Raw genomic sequence first — 17,564 nt, 5'->3', positions numbered from 1 at the left:
TGTCCGTTAGCACAATGCCATGGAACGGCTTGAACTCCCTCTCTGAGTACCCCCCCCCGCAATTTTTGAAGAGTCTAGGATGCTGTGAAAAGTAGCCTCAATGTTGATGGCGGCAATGTAATAGGCCATCAACAAGATTTCGTTCGCGTGCAGTTCGTGGGCATATTTTCGCGTCAGATCCTCTGGGGAAATCAGCCCCGATTGCAACAGCCTGGCCATGAACGTTCCCGTGCCGGTGAACGGGTCCAGGATGTGCACGCCTTCGGCCGTAAGCCCTACCCCAAAGTCCTTCTTCAGCACGTCGTCCACGGCGCGCAGGATGAAATCCACCACTTCCACCGGGGTGTAGACAATGCCCAGGGAGTCAGCCACGTGTGGGAAGGCCAGCTTGAAGAATCGCTCGTACAGTTCGGTGATGATCTTCTGCTTGCCTGCGGCGTTGTTGATGCCTTCAGCCCGGACCCGCACGGAACGGTAGAACTCCTCCAAGGAGTCCACTTCCGTGTCCACGTTGTAGGCATCCAATGTGGACACCATGGAGTCCATGACTTTGGAGACCGGATTGTGCGCTGTGAAGTCATGGTCCTCAAACAAAGCATCGAAAACCGGCTTGGTGATCACGTGCTGAACCAGCATGTCCACGGCGTCATCACGGTTGATGCCATCATTCAAGTTGGCTCGCAAGCCCTCCCAGAACACAGCAAATTCCTCCGCCGGACGGGCATCAGTCCCATCCAACAAGGCGCGGATGCGCATGGTCTGGCGGTCGGCGATCTCCTTAACGTTCTTGGCCCAGTCTTCCCAATAGCGGCGATCCCCAACCTTCTTGACCATGCGGGCAAAAATCGCGTTCTGCCATTCGGCGGCATCCCGCTGCAGAGCCAGCGTGCCCTGGGACGGCTTGGGGGCGTCGTCGTCACCGCCACCCGGGCCCTCAACACCGATCACGTCAACGCGGTCATTAGCCTGGCGGTCCAGGTCAATCTTGTTGACCATGGCCTCAAAGCGGTCATCGTGCGCGCGCAGAGCTTGCAGCACGTCCCAGACCACCTTGTACTTCTTGTTGTCGTTGAGCGCGGTCTCCGGATCTTGGGAGGCCGGAACCGCAATGGGCAGAATGATGTACCCGTATTCCTTGTTGGTGGCCGTGGATTTGCGCATCACTCGACCCACGGACTGCACCACGTCCACCTGGGAATTGCGCGGGTTCAGGAACAGCACTGCGTCCAGGGACGGCACATCCACGCCTTCGGACAGGCACTTGGCATTGGTCAGAATACGGCAGACATTGTCTTCGGCCTCCTCCTGCAACCAGTCCAGGCGGTGGGACCGCTCCAGCACATTGAAGGTACCGTCCACATGCTGTGCTTCCAGCTCCAAGGCTGAGTTGCGCCCGCTGTGGTGCTTGACCAATTCAGCGCCCACTTTTTCGAACTGGTCTGCCAGCGCCTTGGATTCCTTGATGTTCCGCGCGAACGCCACGGCGCGGTTCATGGGAGAGGTGTCCGTGATGCTCAACCGTTCACCGTTGACCCCGCGCTTGGACAGCCCGTTCCAGCAACCCACAATCCGCGCGACGTCGTCCAGATTCAGATCACCGTCCTCAGCCAGGAGCTCCTGGAAGGAAGAAGCCACGGATTCCTCGTCCACCGCCAGGATCAGGACCTTGTAGTCGGCCAGGTGACCCATTTCCACAGCCTTGCCAAAGCCCAGGTGGTGGAACTCGGGACCGTACGTGGCGTCGTCGTCCATGGAGTAAACCTGGACGTTGTTCTCCGTGGCCTTTGCCCGTGATGCCTCCACGTAGATGCGCGGAGTGGCAGTCATGTAAAGCCGCTTGGTGGCGCGAATGAAGGCGTCATCGTGAATCCGGACGAATGCCGAGTCATCCGCACCGGGTTGGGAGATGCCTGTGGTGCGGTGCGCTTCATCGCAGATCACCAGGTCGAACTCCGGAAGCCCAAGCTGTTGGGCTCGGCTGATGACGTCAATTGACTGGTAGGTCGAGAACACCACCGTCACGGTGTCCTGACCGGTACTGATGGAGAACCGATTGACTAACTTCTGCGGATCTGTAGTGGCGGGGAAGCCGAGGTCATGGACTGAGACATCCTCGTCATCACGTTTACGGCCCACCTTGGTGTCCGAACACACGGCAAATGGGCGCAAGGCCACATCCGCCTGCGCGGTCCACTCGTTCAGGGTCTGCTGCAGAAGCGCAATGGACGGCACCAAGAACAGCACCGAACCGCCAGCGGGAACGTACTCCTCCACCAATTTGAGTGAGGTGAAGGTCTTGCCGGTGCCACAGGCCATGATCAGGCGGCCGCGGTCGTGCTCCGTGAAGCCAACTTTGACGGCGTCGATGGCTTCCCGCTGGTACTTCCGTGGCTCCTTCGCTGGGCTCTGCGCCATGAGTTCAGGCTGTTCCGGATCAAAAACAGCCCAATCGATGGTTGAATGCGCAAAATCCTGCAGGCGAACCCGTTGGATCTGTTTGGACTGGCGGTTCAGGGCCTCCTCAGCGTGTTTGGACCACAGGTCCGTGGTGGAGACAATCAAGCCTTCACTGAACGTCTCCCGGCCCAGCTCCGTGAAGAAGGAATCAATGTCTCGCTTCTCCAGGCGGCGTTCAGGGTCATAGAACTTGGCTTGCACTGCCGTGAGCTCTCCGGTGTAGCGGTCCTGCGCCACCAGATCTACACCGGTGTCCGGCAGTCCGTCCCGGCCCGGCCACTCATCCCACAGCCACACATTGGAGAAGCGGTCCGCGTACCGGGGCTCCAACTCCAGATACCGCTTGAGCATGCGCTCAAACGCTGCACCGCGCTCCCGATGGCTAGCCTCCATGAAAAACAGGCGATCCATGACCTGGCCAAATGATGGTTCCGGCACAACAACGGTTGACATAGTGCGGTGGTCCTCCATGTGGGGGGCGTACTGCCGTGTGAACACAGCACAGGTGGTGACAGGTCAACTGTGGCACAGCTTCCGGGCAAGATCGGCCTGGGTGCCTCAAGCACCGGGCTTGTGTTGTCCGAGCCCTCTGGTTGCCTACTTTCACCAGTACAAACACGGGAACAGGAGCTCACCATGTTGCTTACCAGAATCGGGATGCAGGCTCTCGGCACCTTATTTTTCTGGGTGTTCGTTCTTTTAGTCTCACTGCCCATCTCCTGGATCTGGGGAGGGCACGTAGCCAACGTCTTCTTCGCTGTTGTATTCCTAGTCGCGCTGGTAGTGGTTCTGGCTGCTTTTTGTGTGCTTCCCCCGCCCACACCGCTGAGCGAGACGTCAATCTTCTTCCAAACAATCCACAGAATATTGCATGGTGTCTGGAGGATGCTCATGTTTGTGGCTGGTACCTATTTTGCAATTCTCATTGCACTGGATACCCGACTTCAGGGAGAACCAGACCACGTGCAGATCAATGCCTTCAATGAGAGCCTTCTGGAGACTGCGGTGCAGATGGCGGGTTTAGCGGCTGGTGTCTGCGGCCTGTTCTTTGTGATGTCAGCTTGGTTGCAGCTCGCCCGGACCCCTCGGCACGAGCGCGTAAAAACATATGAAAGGGAGTTGACTCGACTGAACCGGATCCCGGGCCAGCAGCTGCCGGTAGCTACCCTGGTCAAGGTCTGGGATTTGGGAACGCTGGGTCCACACTCATGCTTCATCTGCTACTTCGCAGTGCCCGCCATCATCCTCATACAGCCATCCTTCACCCAGGTAATGGGCCAACTAATGATCTGACCTGGCGGTGAGGTCCGCAGCGTCGTCGCTCTACCGAGGCTGTGGGGAGCGACACTGTCCGGCTGCCACGCCCGCCCACCTCACCCGAGCAACTTGGGCACGCGAAATGCGTTTTCCGGGGGCTTCCGGCGCATTCCACGTGCCCAAGTTGGCTGGGCACCACCAAGTCAGGCGGTCAAGACCACCTTGACCGCCTGGTGCTCGGCGGCATTGGCAAAGAGGTCATAGGCCTCTTCGATCTGATCGAGCTTGAAGTGGTGGGTGGCCATGGCTCGGGCGTTGAGGCGGCCGGCGCGCACCATGTTGAGCAGCTTTCCCACCGTGTTGCAGTCCACCAAACCCATGCGCAGGGTCACGTTGGAAATCCACAGATTCTGGATGGGCAGCTCCACCGCCTTGCCGTGCACACCGGCGTTGGCCACGGTTCCGTAGGGGCGCACAATGTCCAAGCAGGTCTGGAAGGTCTGCGGGATGCCCACGGCCTCGATGGCAACATCAACACCCAGACCGTCCGGCGCCATGGCACGTACCTTCTCCACCAGCTCCGGATCGGCGGCATTAACAGAATCCGTGGCTCCCAGTTCCAGAGCCTTGTTCATGCGGTTGTCATCCAGGTCAATGGTGATCACCCGGCCGGCACCGCAGAGGTTGGCGGTCATGATGGCTCCCAGACCAACCGGCCCGGCACCCACAACGGCCACGGTGTCCCCGGGCTTGGTGTTGCCGTTGAGAATCCCGATCTCAAATCCTGTGGGGAGGGCATCAGCCAGGAAGATCAGGTCTTCATCATCCAGGCCCTCCGGTGCGCGGTGTACAGAGGTCTCAGCAAACGGAACCCGCACGTATTCGGCCTGCGTGCCATCAATCAGGTGGCCGAACACCCAACCGATACCACCCAGTGTTTGGCAGTGAGACGGCTGGTTGGCCTTGCAGTAGGAACACTTCCCGCAGTTGGTCACGGCGGGCACCAGGACGCGGTCGCCCACAGCAAGGTCGGTCACGGCAGACCCGACCTCCGTGATGGTTCCCACCGCCTCATGCCCCAAAATCCGACCATCCGTCACCGCAGGAACATCACCTTTGAGGATGTGCAGATCCGTGCCGCAGATGGTGGTGGTGTCCACCTTGACGATCACATCCGTGGGGTCCTGGATCTGCGGGTCCGGGACTTCCTCCCACACCCTGTTGCCGGGTCCGTGATAAACCAATGCCTTCATGACGGCGAACCTCCTTGTTCAGCCACCGGCCGGCGGAATGCTAGGCCGGTTGCCTCCATTTTAGATCGCGGCCGTGAGCCGCGTCACCGGGCTGCGTAACCACAACTTGAACACGCGAAATGCGTTTTCCGCAGGCTTCCAGCGCATTTGCCATGCCAGAAGTTCCCACTCAACACGCGGCTCCACCTATCCTCGGTCCAGGGTCAGTTGTTGCCCAGGCCCCACCCCTCAGTCACCAGGAGAGACCCATGGCTGATCAGTTCTTGACCGTTTACCTCAGCTTCCGCGGCCAGGCCGCCGATGCCCTGAACTTCTACGCTTCCGTATTCGGCGGCGATCCGCAGATCATGCGCCACAGTGAGATGGGTGCCGAGGGCCCGGAAGCCGACTGGGTCATGCACGGTCAGCTAGATGCCCCCAATGGCATGCGGATCATGGCAGCGGACGTGCCGTCCTTCATGGATGCCCCTACGGGCGGAGCTGGTGGGGTATCACTGTGCCTCCACGGTGACGACGTCGACGCCCTCCGTGGCTACTTCACAGCCCTGTCAGAGGGTGGCACCGTGAACACCCCGCTGGAAAAGCAAGCCTGGGGCGATGAGTACGGAGACCTGGTGGACAAGTTCGGTATCCAGTGGAGCGCCAATATCGCAGCATCCTGAGCCACATCGCTCACTTCGGCATGGCAAATGCGCCAGAGAGCCTCCCCCAGCGCATTTTCCATGCCGAAGTTGGGTGAGCCGCCCAAGCTCAGCGCACTAGCATCGGTGCTATGTCGGATCAGGAGTCGCAGCCACCCCACCAGCGGCGCACCGGCCTTTCCGCGCGGGTGCTGGGTGGCGGCATCGAGCCCGATCCGCGCTTCACCCTGGCCAACGAACGCACGTTCCTGGCTTGGATTCGCACCTCTCTGGCGTTTCTGGCCGGTGGTGTGGCGCTTGAAGCCTTCACCGGAGACATCTTCCCGACGGTGATCCGCACCGGCCTGGCCATCGCGTTACTCCTGGTCGGCATGATCGTGGCAGCCGGCGCGACCGTGCGGTGGATTCGCCTGGAGCGTGCCATGCGGCGTTCCCTACCCTTACCGCTGCCGTGGATCGCACCGGTACTAGCCCTGGGAGCTGCTGTGGTCACCGGCGTCTTGCTCGCAGTCATGCTGGTGAGATGAGCCAGCACCACCACCCGGTTGACCCCGGTCTACAGCCCGAACGCACCACCCTGGCCTGGAACCGCACCCTGATGGCGTTCGTGGTGGTGGCTGCGTTCTTCCTGCGGTGGAGTGGAGAACAGGGCGGCGTGGTCATCGTGCTCTTTGCCGGAGCCCTGGCCGTGGCGCTGAGCATCTGGGCCACCCAACGCAGACGATATTCGCACCGCACGCACGTCATGCGGGCAACCACAGGTCAGCCCACTGTGGGGCCGACTCTTGCATTGGGAGCCGCCGTGGTCCTCCTGGGTGCAGCCGGCTTGGCAGTCATCGCCTGGTGAGCACAACGACGACGGCCCGCGCCCGCCGTCGTTGTGATCTCCTCAGCCCTGCACATCCTCACGGTTGCGGGAAAGATCAGCGTCCGCCGGGTTCACCCGGTGGGACTTGGTGACCACCTTGTGTCCGATCCAGAAGGCCAGGAACAGCGGCAGCCCGATGTAGGAGGACAGCAGGGACATGGGGGTCACGGTGCCGTTGATGAAGGCCTCGTAACTCTGACCCACGATCACCAGCAAACACATGGCCAAAGCAATGATCGGGCCGGCCGGGAAGAACTTGGCGCGGAAGGGTAGTTCGGAGACGGAGCGCCCCTGCGCCTTGAAGGCCTTACGGAAGTTGTAATGCGTCCAGGCAATACCCGCCCACACAATGAACCCGGCCAGGGCTGAGGCGTTGATCAACCAGGTGTAGGCAGCACCCTCGCCAATGAACGTGGTCAAGAAGGCCAGCAGACCAAAGCATGAGGTGATCAGCAGAGCATTGATGGGCACCCCGCGCTTGTTGAGCTTGCGCAGGAACTTGGGTGCTTTGCCCTCCATGGCCAGGGACCAGATCATACGGGTGGAGGCGTAGAGCCCGGAGTTACCGGCAGACAGGATGGCGGTCAGGATCACGGCGTTCATCACCGACGCCGCAAAGGCCACCCCGGCGTTTTGCAGCACCAGGGTGAACGGGGACATGGCCACTTCCGCCTCCCCGGAGGCCAACAGGTTGGGGTTGGTGTAGGGCAGCAGGAACCCGATCACCGTGATGGCACCTACGTAGAACAGCAGGATGCGGAAGAACACGGTGCGGATGGCCTTGGGCACGGTGGTTTCCGGGTCTTTGGCTTCACCTGCGGCAACACCCACCAGTTCGGTGCCTTGGAAGGAGAATCCGGCCACCATGAAGATGGCCAGGATGGTGATGGGACCACCCACGAATGGAGCTTCTCCGGTGGTCCAGTTGGCGAATCCGGGGCTTTCTCCGCCCAGGATGCCAAAGATCATCAGCACGCCCAGCACCAGGAAGACCACCACGGCAGCCACCTTGATGGCGGCCAGCCAGAACTCACCTTCACCGTAGGCGCGGGTGGACAGCGCGTTGAGGCTGAACACGATGATCAAGAACCCAGCTGACCAGATCCAGGCAGGGACATCCGGGAACCAGTACCGCATCACCATGGCGGCTGCTACTAATTCAGCCGCCAGGGTGATGGCCCAGTTGAACCAGTAGTTCCAGCCAATCGCAAACCCGAACGACGGCGACACATAGCGCCCCGCGTGATCCCCGAAAGACCCGGAGGTGGGCCGCCACGCAGCCATCTCCCCCAGGGACATCATCAGCAGATAGACCATCAACCCGATGGCGACGTATGCCACCAGGGCGCCGCCCGGGCCTGCGGTGTTGATCGAGTTGCCCGATGCCACGAACAAGCCGGTACCGATGGCACCGCCCATGGCAATCATGGTCATGTGGCGGGTGTGCAGACTGCGGCGGAGGTGACGGCCGCCGTCGTCGGGCTGAGTTTCGAGCTCAGCTGAGGAATTCACGGACACAGGCGTGCCTCTCGGTTCAAGGGAAGCGTGGATTTCACGCGGAAGCGTACTCCGTTTGACAGGGAAATGACCGCTCGCGGCAATTCGGAGCGGTCATTTCCCTGTCAAACGCGAACAGAGGTGATCAGTCGATCAGGTCACGCACTTCAATGGTGTGTTCCCGGTCCGGGCCCACACCGATTGCGGAGATACGGGTGCCGGACATGGCTTCCAGCTCACGCACGTAGGTCTGGGCGTTGGCGGGGAGCTCGTCCACGGAGCGTGCCCCTGAAATGTCCTCCGTCCAGCCCGCAAAGTTCTCAAAGATGGGCTTGGCGTGGTGGAACTCGGTCTGGGTCATGGGCATTTCGTCATGCCGCACGCCGTCGACGTCGTAGGCCACGCACACCGGAATGGACTCAATACCGGTCAGCACATCCAGCTTGGTCAGGAAGTAATCGGTGAAGCCGTTGATCCGGGAGGCGTGGCGGGCCATGACGGCGTCGTACCAGCCGGTGCGGCGCGGGCGCCCGGTGTTCACACCGAACTCGCCGCCCACCGACCGCAGGCGTTCGCCCCAGTCATCGAAGAGTTCCGTGGGGAACGGCCCGGCGCCCACACGCGTGGTGTAGGCCTTGATGATGCCAATGGAGCGAGTCATGCGAGTGGGGCCGATTCCCGCGCCCACACACGCACCACCGGTGGAAGGGTTCGAGGAAGTCACAAACGGGTACGTCCCGTGATCCACGTCCAGGAACGTTGCCTGGCCACCTTCCAGCAGCACGGTCTTGCCGGCATCCAGACCATCGTTCAGCAGACGGGTGGAGTCCACGATCATGGGAGCCAGGCGGTCCGCGTAGCCCATGAAGTAGTCCACCACCTCCTGGGTTTCAATGGCCCGCCGGTTGTAGAGCTTGACCAGAAGTTCGTTCTTCTGGCGCAAGGCGCCTTCGATCTTCTGCGCCAGGATGGATTCGTCCAGGACGTCCTGCACCCGGATGCCCAGGCGGCCCACCTTGTCCATGTAGGCAGGGCCGATGCCACGGCCCGTGGTACCGATGGCCCGCTTGCCCAAGAACCGTTCCGTGACCTGATCCATGGTCTGGTGATACGGGGCCACCAGGTGTGCATTGGCGGAAATCCGCAGCTTGGAGGTGTCCGCACCGCGGGCCTCCAGTCCGTCAATCTCCTCAAAGAGGGCCTGCGGATTGACCACCACGCCGTTACCGATCACGGGGGTGGCCTGCTCGGAGAGGATGCCGGCGGGAAGGAGCTTCAGCTCGAACTTCTCACCACCCACCACCACGGTGTGACCTGCGTTGTTACCCCCGTTGGGCTTGACCACAAAGTCAACACGACCACCCAAGATGTCCGTTGCTTTGCCCTTGCCTTCGTCGCCCCACTGGGCACCGACGATCGAGATCGCTGGCATATCTGATGCGCTCCTGAGTTCGGCGCGGGTGGCACCGGTCTGCGGTCGTGTACTGGGCGAGTCTAGCGTGCCGCTCAGCGAGCGCCCATGGTTCCAGACCACTCCTGGCTCTTCACCACATCTGACGGTGTAACCGTCCCGGTGGCATGTCACATGAAGAAATACCTCAAGGGTGAGTCGTTGCAACCCACACGCATTTGAGTTTATAAATGTCTCGCTATCTATCCAGAGCGGCTTAAGAGACCTGGCTCGTTGACGCCGCAGCAACCATCCTGTTCGCAGGAACGGTGCTCCCGCCAGGACCGATGGAGCTTTTACGTGTTCCGTGATCCACAGGACCGTCGTCGTCGGCCTTTACTGAGGCCGTGATGGGCGGCCCTGTGATTGCGTGCACTCTCTGTCGGGGGTACACGCAAAGGAGACCGTACGGTGACCGACCCCCACCACACACCCGGACCACCGGGCTTGGGCCAATCAGCGCCCGCCCTGTCCTACGAACTTTTCCCGCCCCGCAGTGAAGCCAGCCGCGAATCGCTACTGGCCACACTCACGGAATTGGCGCCCACAGCACCCGATTACGTGTCCGTGACAGCGGGGACTGATGGATTACGACGACGGCGAGCCCTGTCCCTGCTCAGCCATCTGGTGCATGAGACGCCCTTCAAGCCCCTGGCACATGTGTTGTGCACCGGGCACACCGAAGCCCAGCTGACCACTCTGCTCCATGAGCTACTGGGCATTGGGGTGCGCGGCATTCTGGCACTGCGTGGTGACCGACCCCAAGGTGTCACGGAGCCCGCCGAGGAAGAACTGCCATTCGCCCGTCACCTGGTGGATTTGATCCGCCAGGTGGAAGCCGAACGCGCCGCTCACCTGTGTGCCGGGCGAGTCTCCGTTGGCGTGGCGGCTTACCCCATCAAGCACCCGGAATCCACCAGCATCCATCAGGACCTGGAGGTCTTGTTGGCCAAGCAGCGTGCGGGGGCGGACTTTGCGATCACACAGGTCTACGGGGATCCGGAGGATTACCTGCGATTCACGCAGAACGCCCGCCGGGCCGGTGTGGAACTGCCTCTGATTCCAGGCATCCTGCCCGTGACCAATCTGCGCAGATACCTCAATGTCTGTTCCCTGGCGGGGCTGGACCCCAATCCGGTACTGGCCCACGCTTTGGAAATCGCCACCTCAGACACCGAACGCCACCGGATTGGCGTGGACACAGCGGTGCACACCGCCCGTGCCGCGCTGGATGCCGGTGCCCCGGGCTTGCACCTCTACACCTTCAACGAACACCACGCAGCACTGGATGTCCTTGAGCACCTGGATCTGCCCCGTCCTCAGCGCCCCTTGGCGGATGACATCACCGCCCCCATTCCCGTCACCCCATCCACTGATCAGGAGATCACCGTGAGCCAGCCCAACACCACCCATCAGCACGCAGCAGAAACCGCGCAGAACAAGTCCTTTCCGTCAGCAACCGTGCTGGGCTACCCACGGCTGGGCCCCAACCGGGAATTGAAGAAAGCGCTGGAGTCCTATTGGGCTTCCACGTCCTCCGCCGCGGAGTTGGAAGCCACGGCCAAGCAATTACGGGAACGTGCCACCCACCAGATCCAGGCTCTGGGCGCTGATGAACCCTCAGCCGTCCCCGCAAGTTTTGCTCTGTACGACCAAGTCTTGGACACCTTGGTGGCGGTGGGTGCGGTCCCGGAACGCTTCACTGATCTGCGCCAGACCAGCGGGGAAGCAGCGGGCTCCGTGGACCGGGACGGTGCTTTTGTGCTGGCCCGCGGTGATGCCGCCCGGCAACCCCTGGAGATGACCAAGTGGTTCGACACCAACTACCACTACCTGGTTCCGGAGATCGGCCCGCGCACCACCTTCACCGCGGCTCCGTATGAGTTGGTGCAGGCCGTCAAGGAAGCTGCCGAGCACGGCACACAGGTACGTCCCACCATTGTGGGGCCGGTGACTTTCCTGGCTCTGGCCAAGGACGACGGCACCCGCGTCACCCCCACCCGACCTCTGGATCGGCTGGAAGACCTCCTGCCCGTTTACGCGCAGATCCTTGCCCAGCTGCACCAGGCCGGGGCGGAATGGGTCCAGATCGAGGAACCGGCCGTCGTCGCAGATTTCTCCCACGTCAGTGGCGAGGACCTTCACCTGGCCATCACCCGCGCAACCACCTACCTGGCGGGACTGACCGAGCGACCCCGCATTCTGGTGGCCACCCCGTACGGTGATGCCGGCGCACTGCTCTCCCCGATCGTGCATTCCGGGGTGGAAGCCGTGCACGTGGATTTGGTGCGCGGCGGCCTCAACCAGGTCCAGTTGAGCCTGTTCACTCAGCCACAGTCACCGGTTCTGGTGGCGGGCGTGGTCAACGGTCGCAACATCTGGCGCACTGAACTGGCCCCCGCCCTGGCCCGTTTGGAGGAACTGCAGAGTGCGGGAGCCCAGGTGTCGGTGGCTACTTCCACCTCCCTCATTCACGTGCCGCACACCCTGGAAGCCGAAGATCAGCTGGAACCCGCCATCCGGGAATGGTTGGCCTTTGCGGATGAAAAAGTGGCGGAGGTGGCCACGTTGGCCCGGGGTCTGCGCCACGGTCACCAGGCCGTGGCCGCCGAACTCGAAGCCTCCGAACAGGCCGCTGCCGCTCGCCGCAATGCGGCTGGTGTCCACGATGACCAGGTGCGTGCCCGCGCCGCGGCGCAGACCCCGGAGGCCACTGAACGTGGGGAGGCCGGGCAACGCCGCACGCTGCAGGCCGAACACGCCTACGGCAAGGGCACCCTCCCGGTGCTACCGACCACCACCATCGGTTCCTTCCCACAGACCGGGGAGGTCCGCAAGGCGCGGGCCGATCACCGCGCCGGAACCATTGACGAGCAGCGCTACCACCAGTTCTTGCGGGATGAAATTGCCCGGGTGATTTCCCTGCAGGAGGAAATCGGCCTGGATGTTCTGGTGCACGGCGAACCGGAACGCAATGACATGGTGCAGTACTTTGCGGAGAACTTTGACGGGTTTGCCGTGACGCACAACGGGTGGGTGCAGTCCTACGGCTCACGGGCCACCCGCCCGTCCATCCTCTGGGGAGACGTCTCCCGCGCCGGCCATGGGCTGCGCGGGGAGGCCTTCACGGTGCCGTGGATCAGCCACGCCCAGTCCCTGACCGAACGGCCTGTCAAGGGCATGCTGACCGGCCCGGTGACCATTCTGGCTTGGTCTTTTGTCCGGGATGACCAGCCGTTGCAGGTCACCGCGGATCAGGTTGCCCTGGCGCTGCGGGATGAAGTGGCTGATCTGGAAGCCGCAGGCACCGGCATCATCCAAGTGGACGAACCCGCGCTGCGCGAACTGCTGCCGCTGCGCCAAGCTGATCGCACCGCCTACCTGGATTGGGCGGTCAACGCCTTCCGCTTGGCCACGGCCGGTGCGGATGACGCCACCCAGATCCACACGCATCTGTGCTACTCAGAGTTCGGGGACGTGATCCAGGGTGTGGATGCCCTGGACGCGGATGTCACCAGCATTGAGGCGGCCCGCTCCCGGATGGAGGTCCTGGCGGATGTACGCTCCGTAGGCTTCTCCCGAGGGCTGGGCCCGGGTGTGTGGGACATTCACTCCCCGCGGGTGCCGTCCGTGGATGAAATTGAGTCCCTGCTGCTGCTGGCCCTGGAGCACGTGGACGCCATCGTGCTGTGGGCCAACCCGGATTGCGGGCTGAAGACCCGCGGCTACCAGGAGACCAAGACGTCATTGGCCAACCTGGTGGCCGCCACCGAACGAGTGCGCGAGCGCCTCAGCGCAGGTGACCACCCTTACCAGCCGGGTGCTGCGGAGCAGTTCAGTTCTGTAGTTGCTGGGCAGCCTCAGGGTCAGAATCGTTGAGGAACTTTTGGATGCGCTCGGCCTCATCTAGCTCGCCGATGGCAGCGGCTGCCTGACCCAGTGCGGCCAATGCGCGGAGGAAGCCACGGTTCGGTTCATGTGAAAACGGAACCGGGCCGTGGCCCTTCCAACCGTGCCCGCGCAGGGCATCCAATCCACGGTGGTAGCCCACTCGCGCGTAGGCGTAGCCCTCCAGGGTCCGCCCGTCAGCCAGGGCTTCTTCTGCCAGCACGGCCCACGGCAGCTGTTCCTTGGGGAAAGAGCGGGCCAGATCCTCGGCCTCGTCCCCGGCTTCGATCCGGGCCACCAGTTGGGTGTTTTCCTCCAGGAGGGTGGGGTTGGGCTCCCCCAGCAAGTTCTTGCCGATCTGACTCATGATGTCCTTCGCATTGTTTCCTAAACTAGGCGTTGACCAGATCGGCCACTTCGGGCATGGACTTTGCCATTGCCTCCCGCTCCCATTCCGTGAGCTGAAACGACTGGTATCCACCGGACTTGCAACCGTCGTACAGCATGCCGATCGTAGATGATCCGCCGACATCGAGATTTCCGTTGCCCGTCGCGTCCTTATCGGCCACGCCCACGGCCATCATGTTGAGCTCACCGCTGCTCCGGAGGATCGCAATTGTCACGGGTGACGGGTGACGGTGCGCTCTGTCCAGGACGGAGGAGATGAGCTCGTCATAGTGAGCAGTAATAATCGCCTGTCCAGAACGGTAGCCGTTCGCCGCGAGGTAGTCGCGTCCTCGCTTCTGGGAGATGAGTCGCCCCACGAGTCGGGCAGCTTCGTTGCGCGCGGCTTGGTAATCCTCAGTCACTCCGCCCACCTTCTTCTGATCTCGTCGTAGCTGTCAACAAGCACTTCGTACTGGGTCGCAAACTGTGCGTCGACGACATTCCAAGGCTCCATCTCGGGTCGGGCGTCAATCTCGCACAAGATCTTGTAATCGGGTGATTCCTTGGACTTGTCCCGTCGGAAATCGTGCCGATGGACCACCCCGTGGCAACAATCTACCCTGCACATCTCGATTGCGTTAGTCCCCTGCGGGTCACCGAGGTACACCATGATTGCGAAGTCCACAGTCAGACCCCGGTAGGTATCTATCCTGACTTGAAGGAACACCTCACCCAAGTCAACCGGGTACTCGGTGCGCTCTGCTGGAGGCACCCCCGGTGGCTTGTACACCAAATCTGGTTCTGGTTGCAGGCCCAAGTCCGGAAGCGCTCGCGTACCACGGCCCTTGTGCTTGGTCATGAGCATGATCCTAATGACGCCGACGTGGGATGAGGTACACCTGAGACCCGTCAGGTAATCCTCGTGACACCAGGTAGGCGGCGTCGTTGTGAATCGCGGTGAGACCAAGATCACCATTGGTGGCGAAAATTGGTGACCGGCCACCCATCGACTCGCCCCGAACGCACCTAATACGCTGGCGCACGCACACCGCTGTGACACAAGGAGTTTCGTGCGCATTTTCAGCCGTTCGCGGGCGCAGGCAGCCAGCGACGACGACGCCCCCCTGATCCGTCCCTGGCACCAGGGCGCCATGACCCCGCCCCGTATGCTGCTGGCGCTCAAAGCGGCCACGGCCTGCACCATCGCCTGGATTGTGGCACCGCACATGCCCGGTGTGGTGGCTCAGTATCCGTTTTATGCACCGCTCGGGGCGCTGTCCGTCATGTATCCCACCTTGCTGGGTTCCATGCGCACGGGCGTGCAGACCATCCTGGGGCTGGCACTGGGCATGTTGTTGGCGCTGGTGGTGCTGCTGACCGATTTGAACACCGTGATCACGCTGTTCATTGTGATTGTGGTGGGCACCATTCTGGCGGGGGTGCGCAAACTGGGTGTCGGGGCGGATTACATCCCCATGACTGCACTGTTCGTGCTGGTGATCGGTGGCCCCAATGCGGATGACTACTCGGTGGGGTATCTGGTTCAGATGACCACCGGAGCGGTGATCGGGCTGGTGGTGCACCTGCTGATTGCACCGCCCGTGGACATTCGCTCCGCCTCTCTGGAACTGGGCCGGGCGGAGAAACTGCTGATGCACTATCTCCGCGACGTTGCCCGTGAGGTTCGCACCCCGGGTTCCACCACCCGCCGCGACTGGGTGGAGGTCAATCAGCAGCTGGCCCAGATGACCACGGAAGTGCGGGGCGTGGTCCAGGAGCAGGCCACGGCCATGAAGGGCAATCCCCGCATGTTGCTGCCCAACTACAAGAACCAGGACCCCAGGCTGGCCCGGCTGATCCGAGTGGAATACGTGGCCTTTTACATGCGTAACCTCACGGATGTGCTGCGTAGGTTGTTCGCCGTGGACGGCTCCCACATGGTGGTACCGGCTGAGGTTTCCAAAGAGCTGGAACGCGCATTGCGCGCCGTGGCCGAGGTGCTGCGCGTGGCTTGGCGCGTGGAGACCGACTCCCTGCAGGGGTTGACCACCGCCATCACCATTGTTCCGCTGACCTTGGACGAGCAGGAGAAGGACGAAGTCGCCATTTTGGCCCGCCGGGCGCGGGCTCGGATCACTGATCTGTCCCAACAGCTGGAGAACTTGGAGATCCGCAACACGTGGGATCACTGGTGGCTGGTTTCGGTCAGTACGGACCTGGAACGCATCCTGCAGACCGTCACCGCGCACGGCGCCAGCAACCCACCGCCCAAGCCCAAACGCACCCGCCAGTTGGCCCTCCCACCGCTCACGCTGTCCCGCCCGGTGAAGTTCTCCAGGATTAAGTGAGGGTGCGGGCTGGGCGCGCGTGGGGCTGCAACACGCACTAGGCTCATAAAGCACTGCCCGTTCCCAGGAGGCCCCAGTGAGCGCAAACCGAGCATCCGAATCCGGATGGGGTGACGTCCCATCCCAGGCTGGTGGTGCACCCGAGGGTCTCAACCCCATCTGGGTGGAGCATCCAGACCTGGAAGCCATGGGCCGCCGCGGATTTGCGCGTTTCCGTGCTGTGTTCAACCGCGAGCCGCAGGGCATCTGGATGTCACCGGGGCGGGCCAACCTCAATGGGGAGCACATTGATTTCCTGGGCGGCCGTTGCCTCCCCATGGCACTGCCCTACGGCACGTTGGTGGCGGCTGCCCCGCGTACTGACGGGCTGCTGCGGATGCGCACCCTGGAACCCAGCCTGGATGACGGGATCGTGGAAGTCCCGGTGGACAGCATTGGTCCCGGCAGCCCTGAAGGCTGGAGCGGATATGTGGCAGGTGCGTTGTGGGCGCTGAAGATCGCCGCTGTGGAGCATCCCGATTTGGCTGTTCCCCCGGGCTTTGGTGCAGACCTGCTGATCCGCTCCACCCTGCCCGTGGGCGGCGGGCTCTCCTCCTCTGCGGCTCTGGAATGCGCAGCCATGCTGGCCTTTGTTGCCTTGGCCACGGGCCGCACAGACTTGGACGATTCCACCCGCGCGGTCCTGGCCCGTGCCTGCATGATGGCCGAGGTGGAAGTGGTGGGTGCTGCCACCGGCGGACTGGATCAAACAGCCAGTCTGCGAGCGCGGCCCGGGCACATTCTGTCCCTGGACTGCCGTGATTTCAGCATCCAGCACTATCCGGCAGCGCCCCTGTTGGAGGGGCACCGTTTGGTGGGCGTGGATACCAATACGCCGCACTGGCTGGGTGGCCACGAATTCAGTTCCCGCCGCCAGGACGCGGAGGCTGCTGCCCGGTTCCTGGGGACGGATCGCCTACGGGACCTGTTACCCGAATCCCCCACCCGGGCAGATGTTGAGGGAGTTTTGCAGCGGTGGGATGCGGCGGCGCCGTCGTCGGATGAAGTGGAGGGCCGGGATCCGCAGGATGCACGACGACGCCTCACCCACGCCCTGACTGAAATGTTGCGCTCCGAACGGATTGACGCCCTGCTGCGCGGTGGCGGCAACCTGCAGGTCCCGGGCGGTCCCCCCGCCGAGCTAGGACGAATTCTCACCGAAGGTCACGCCTCCATGCGGGACGACGCCCAAGCCTCCTTCCCCACGGCAGATCTGATCGTGGAAACTGCTGTGGCAACGGGTGCCGCCGGTGCACGACTGATCGGAGGCGGTTTTGGCGGCTCCGTGTTGACCCTGCTGCCCATGGAGGCAGTGGACACCGTGGTCAGCGCCATTGACCGCGCGGTTCTGGCCGCGGGAATGCCCAGGCCACGGTTTCTGTGCATTGAGCCCAGTGCACCGGGCGGCCAACTGTGCCGCGACTGCGGTTGAGGAAGTTGCCACCTGCTGCGCGGTGGGTTTGCTGTCAGCGCTCAGCA

At 62.5% G+C, this 17,564-nt stretch carries 14 protein-coding genes and 1 riboswitch; of the genes, 7 read left to right on the top strand and 7 right to left on the bottom strand.

Translation table 11 applies throughout. The features are described from left to right. Positions 1-6 precede the first annotated feature (6 nt). Positions 7-2,910, bottom strand: coding sequence for a restriction endonuclease (locus tag Q4G32_RS05440; protein WP_303349823.1), 2,904 nt, complete (start codon positions 2,908-2,910; stop codon positions 7-9). A 69-nt stretch (positions 2,911-2,979) separates the two neighbouring features. Between Q4G32_RS05440 and Q4G32_RS05435 the strand changes: the two genes are divergently transcribed. Beyond that, positions 2,980-3,750 (top strand): hypothetical protein, encoded by a 771-nt coding sequence (locus Q4G32_RS05435; protein ID WP_303349821.1) that lies wholly within the window; start codon positions 2,980-2,982, stop codon positions 3,748-3,750. Between the two features lie 167 nt (positions 3,751-3,917). Here Q4G32_RS05435 and Q4G32_RS05430 read toward each other — a convergent pair whose 3' ends face one another. Continuing rightward, a complete protein-coding gene (locus Q4G32_RS05430) occupies positions 3,918-4,967 on the bottom strand; it encodes a zinc-dependent alcohol dehydrogenase family protein (RefSeq protein WP_303349819.1) in 1,050 nt (349 codons plus the stop codon). Between the two features lie 248 nt (positions 4,968-5,215). On the opposite strand from Q4G32_RS05430, the gene Q4G32_RS05425 reads away from it, so the two are divergent. The 3 genes from Q4G32_RS05425 to Q4G32_RS05415 all read left to right on the top strand — a co-directional run bounded on the left by Q4G32_RS05425 (position 5,216) and on the right by Q4G32_RS05415 (position 6,455). Beyond that, positions 5,216-5,629, top strand: a complete 414-nt coding sequence (locus tag Q4G32_RS05425) for a VOC family protein (protein WP_303349817.1) — start codon at positions 5,216-5,218, stop codon at positions 5,627-5,629. 110 nt (positions 5,630-5,739) lie between these two features. Then, positions 5,740-6,135, top strand: a complete 396-nt coding sequence (locus Q4G32_RS05420; protein ID WP_303349816.1) for a YidH family protein — start codon at positions 5,740-5,742, stop codon at positions 6,133-6,135. After that, positions 6,132-6,455: a DUF202 domain-containing protein gene (locus tag Q4G32_RS05415; RefSeq protein ID WP_303349815.1), complete on the top strand. Its 324-nt coding sequence runs from the start codon at positions 6,132-6,134 to the stop codon at positions 6,453-6,455. Before Q4G32_RS05420 ends, Q4G32_RS05415 begins: the two co-directional genes overlap by 4 nt. 42 nt (positions 6,456-6,497) lie before the next feature. Here Q4G32_RS05415 and Q4G32_RS05410 read toward each other — a convergent pair whose 3' ends face one another. Together Q4G32_RS05410 and Q4G32_RS05405 are read right to left on the bottom strand one after the other, a co-directional pair. Continuing rightward, the gene (locus Q4G32_RS05410) at positions 6,498-7,988 is read right to left on the bottom strand and encodes an amino acid permease (protein WP_303349814.1); all 1,491 of its coding nucleotides are present in this window, start codon (positions 7,986-7,988) and stop codon (positions 6,498-6,500) included. 130 nt (positions 7,989-8,118) lie between these two features. Then, complete coding sequence (locus Q4G32_RS05405) at positions 8,119-9,405, bottom strand: adenylosuccinate synthase (protein WP_303349812.1); 1,287 nt, start codon at positions 9,403-9,405, stop codon at positions 8,119-8,121. Between the two features lie 218 nt (positions 9,406-9,623). Then, a riboswitch (SAM riboswitch) is annotated at positions 9,624-9,717 on the top strand. A 117-nt stretch (positions 9,718-9,834) separates the two neighbouring features. Between Q4G32_RS05405 and metE the strand changes: the two genes are divergently transcribed. Continuing rightward, a complete protein-coding gene (gene metE, locus Q4G32_RS05395) occupies positions 9,835-13,302 on the top strand; it encodes a 5-methyltetrahydropteroyltriglutamate--homocysteine S-methyltransferase (protein WP_368660363.1) in 3,468 nt (1,155 codons plus the stop codon). Here the strand turns inward: metE and Q4G32_RS05390 are convergent. From Q4G32_RS05390 to Q4G32_RS05380, 3 genes are read right to left on the bottom strand one after another with little or no spacing between them, the layout of a single operon-like run. Then, positions 13,259-13,678: a DUF3151 domain-containing protein gene (locus tag Q4G32_RS05390; RefSeq protein ID WP_303349810.1), complete on the bottom strand. Its 420-nt coding sequence runs from the start codon at positions 13,676-13,678 to the stop codon at positions 13,259-13,261. The genes metE and Q4G32_RS05390 overlap by 44 nt on opposite strands. Positions 13,679-13,703: 25 nt before the next feature. Next, positions 13,704-14,120, bottom strand: coding sequence for a hypothetical protein (locus Q4G32_RS05385; protein WP_303349808.1), 417 nt, complete (start codon positions 14,118-14,120; stop codon positions 13,704-13,706). After that, on the bottom strand, positions 14,117-14,557 hold the full coding sequence (locus tag Q4G32_RS05380; RefSeq protein WP_303349806.1) for a hypothetical protein: 441 nt from the start codon (positions 14,555-14,557) through the stop codon (positions 14,117-14,119). The genes Q4G32_RS05385 and Q4G32_RS05380 overlap by 4 nt, the downstream gene beginning before the upstream one ends. Before the next feature lie 211 nt (positions 14,558-14,768). Between Q4G32_RS05380 and Q4G32_RS05375 the strand changes: the two genes are divergently transcribed. Both Q4G32_RS05375 and Q4G32_RS05370 read left to right on the top strand, forming a co-directional pair. Then, positions 14,769-16,046, top strand: coding sequence for an FUSC family protein (locus Q4G32_RS05375; RefSeq protein ID WP_303349804.1), 1,278 nt, complete (start codon positions 14,769-14,771; stop codon positions 16,044-16,046). Positions 16,047-16,122: 76 nt separating this feature from the next. Further along, positions 16,123-17,517: a galactokinase gene (locus Q4G32_RS05370; protein WP_303349802.1), complete on the top strand. Its 1,395-nt coding sequence runs from the start codon at positions 16,123-16,125 to the stop codon at positions 17,515-17,517. Positions 17,518-17,564 lie beyond the last annotated feature (47 nt).

Source organism: Kocuria sp. (assembly GCF_030538595.1).
Taxonomy (GTDB): Bacteria; Actinomycetota; Actinomycetes; order Actinomycetales; family Micrococcaceae; genus Kocuria.
This window is presented reverse-complemented; position numbering and strand designations above follow the sequence as displayed.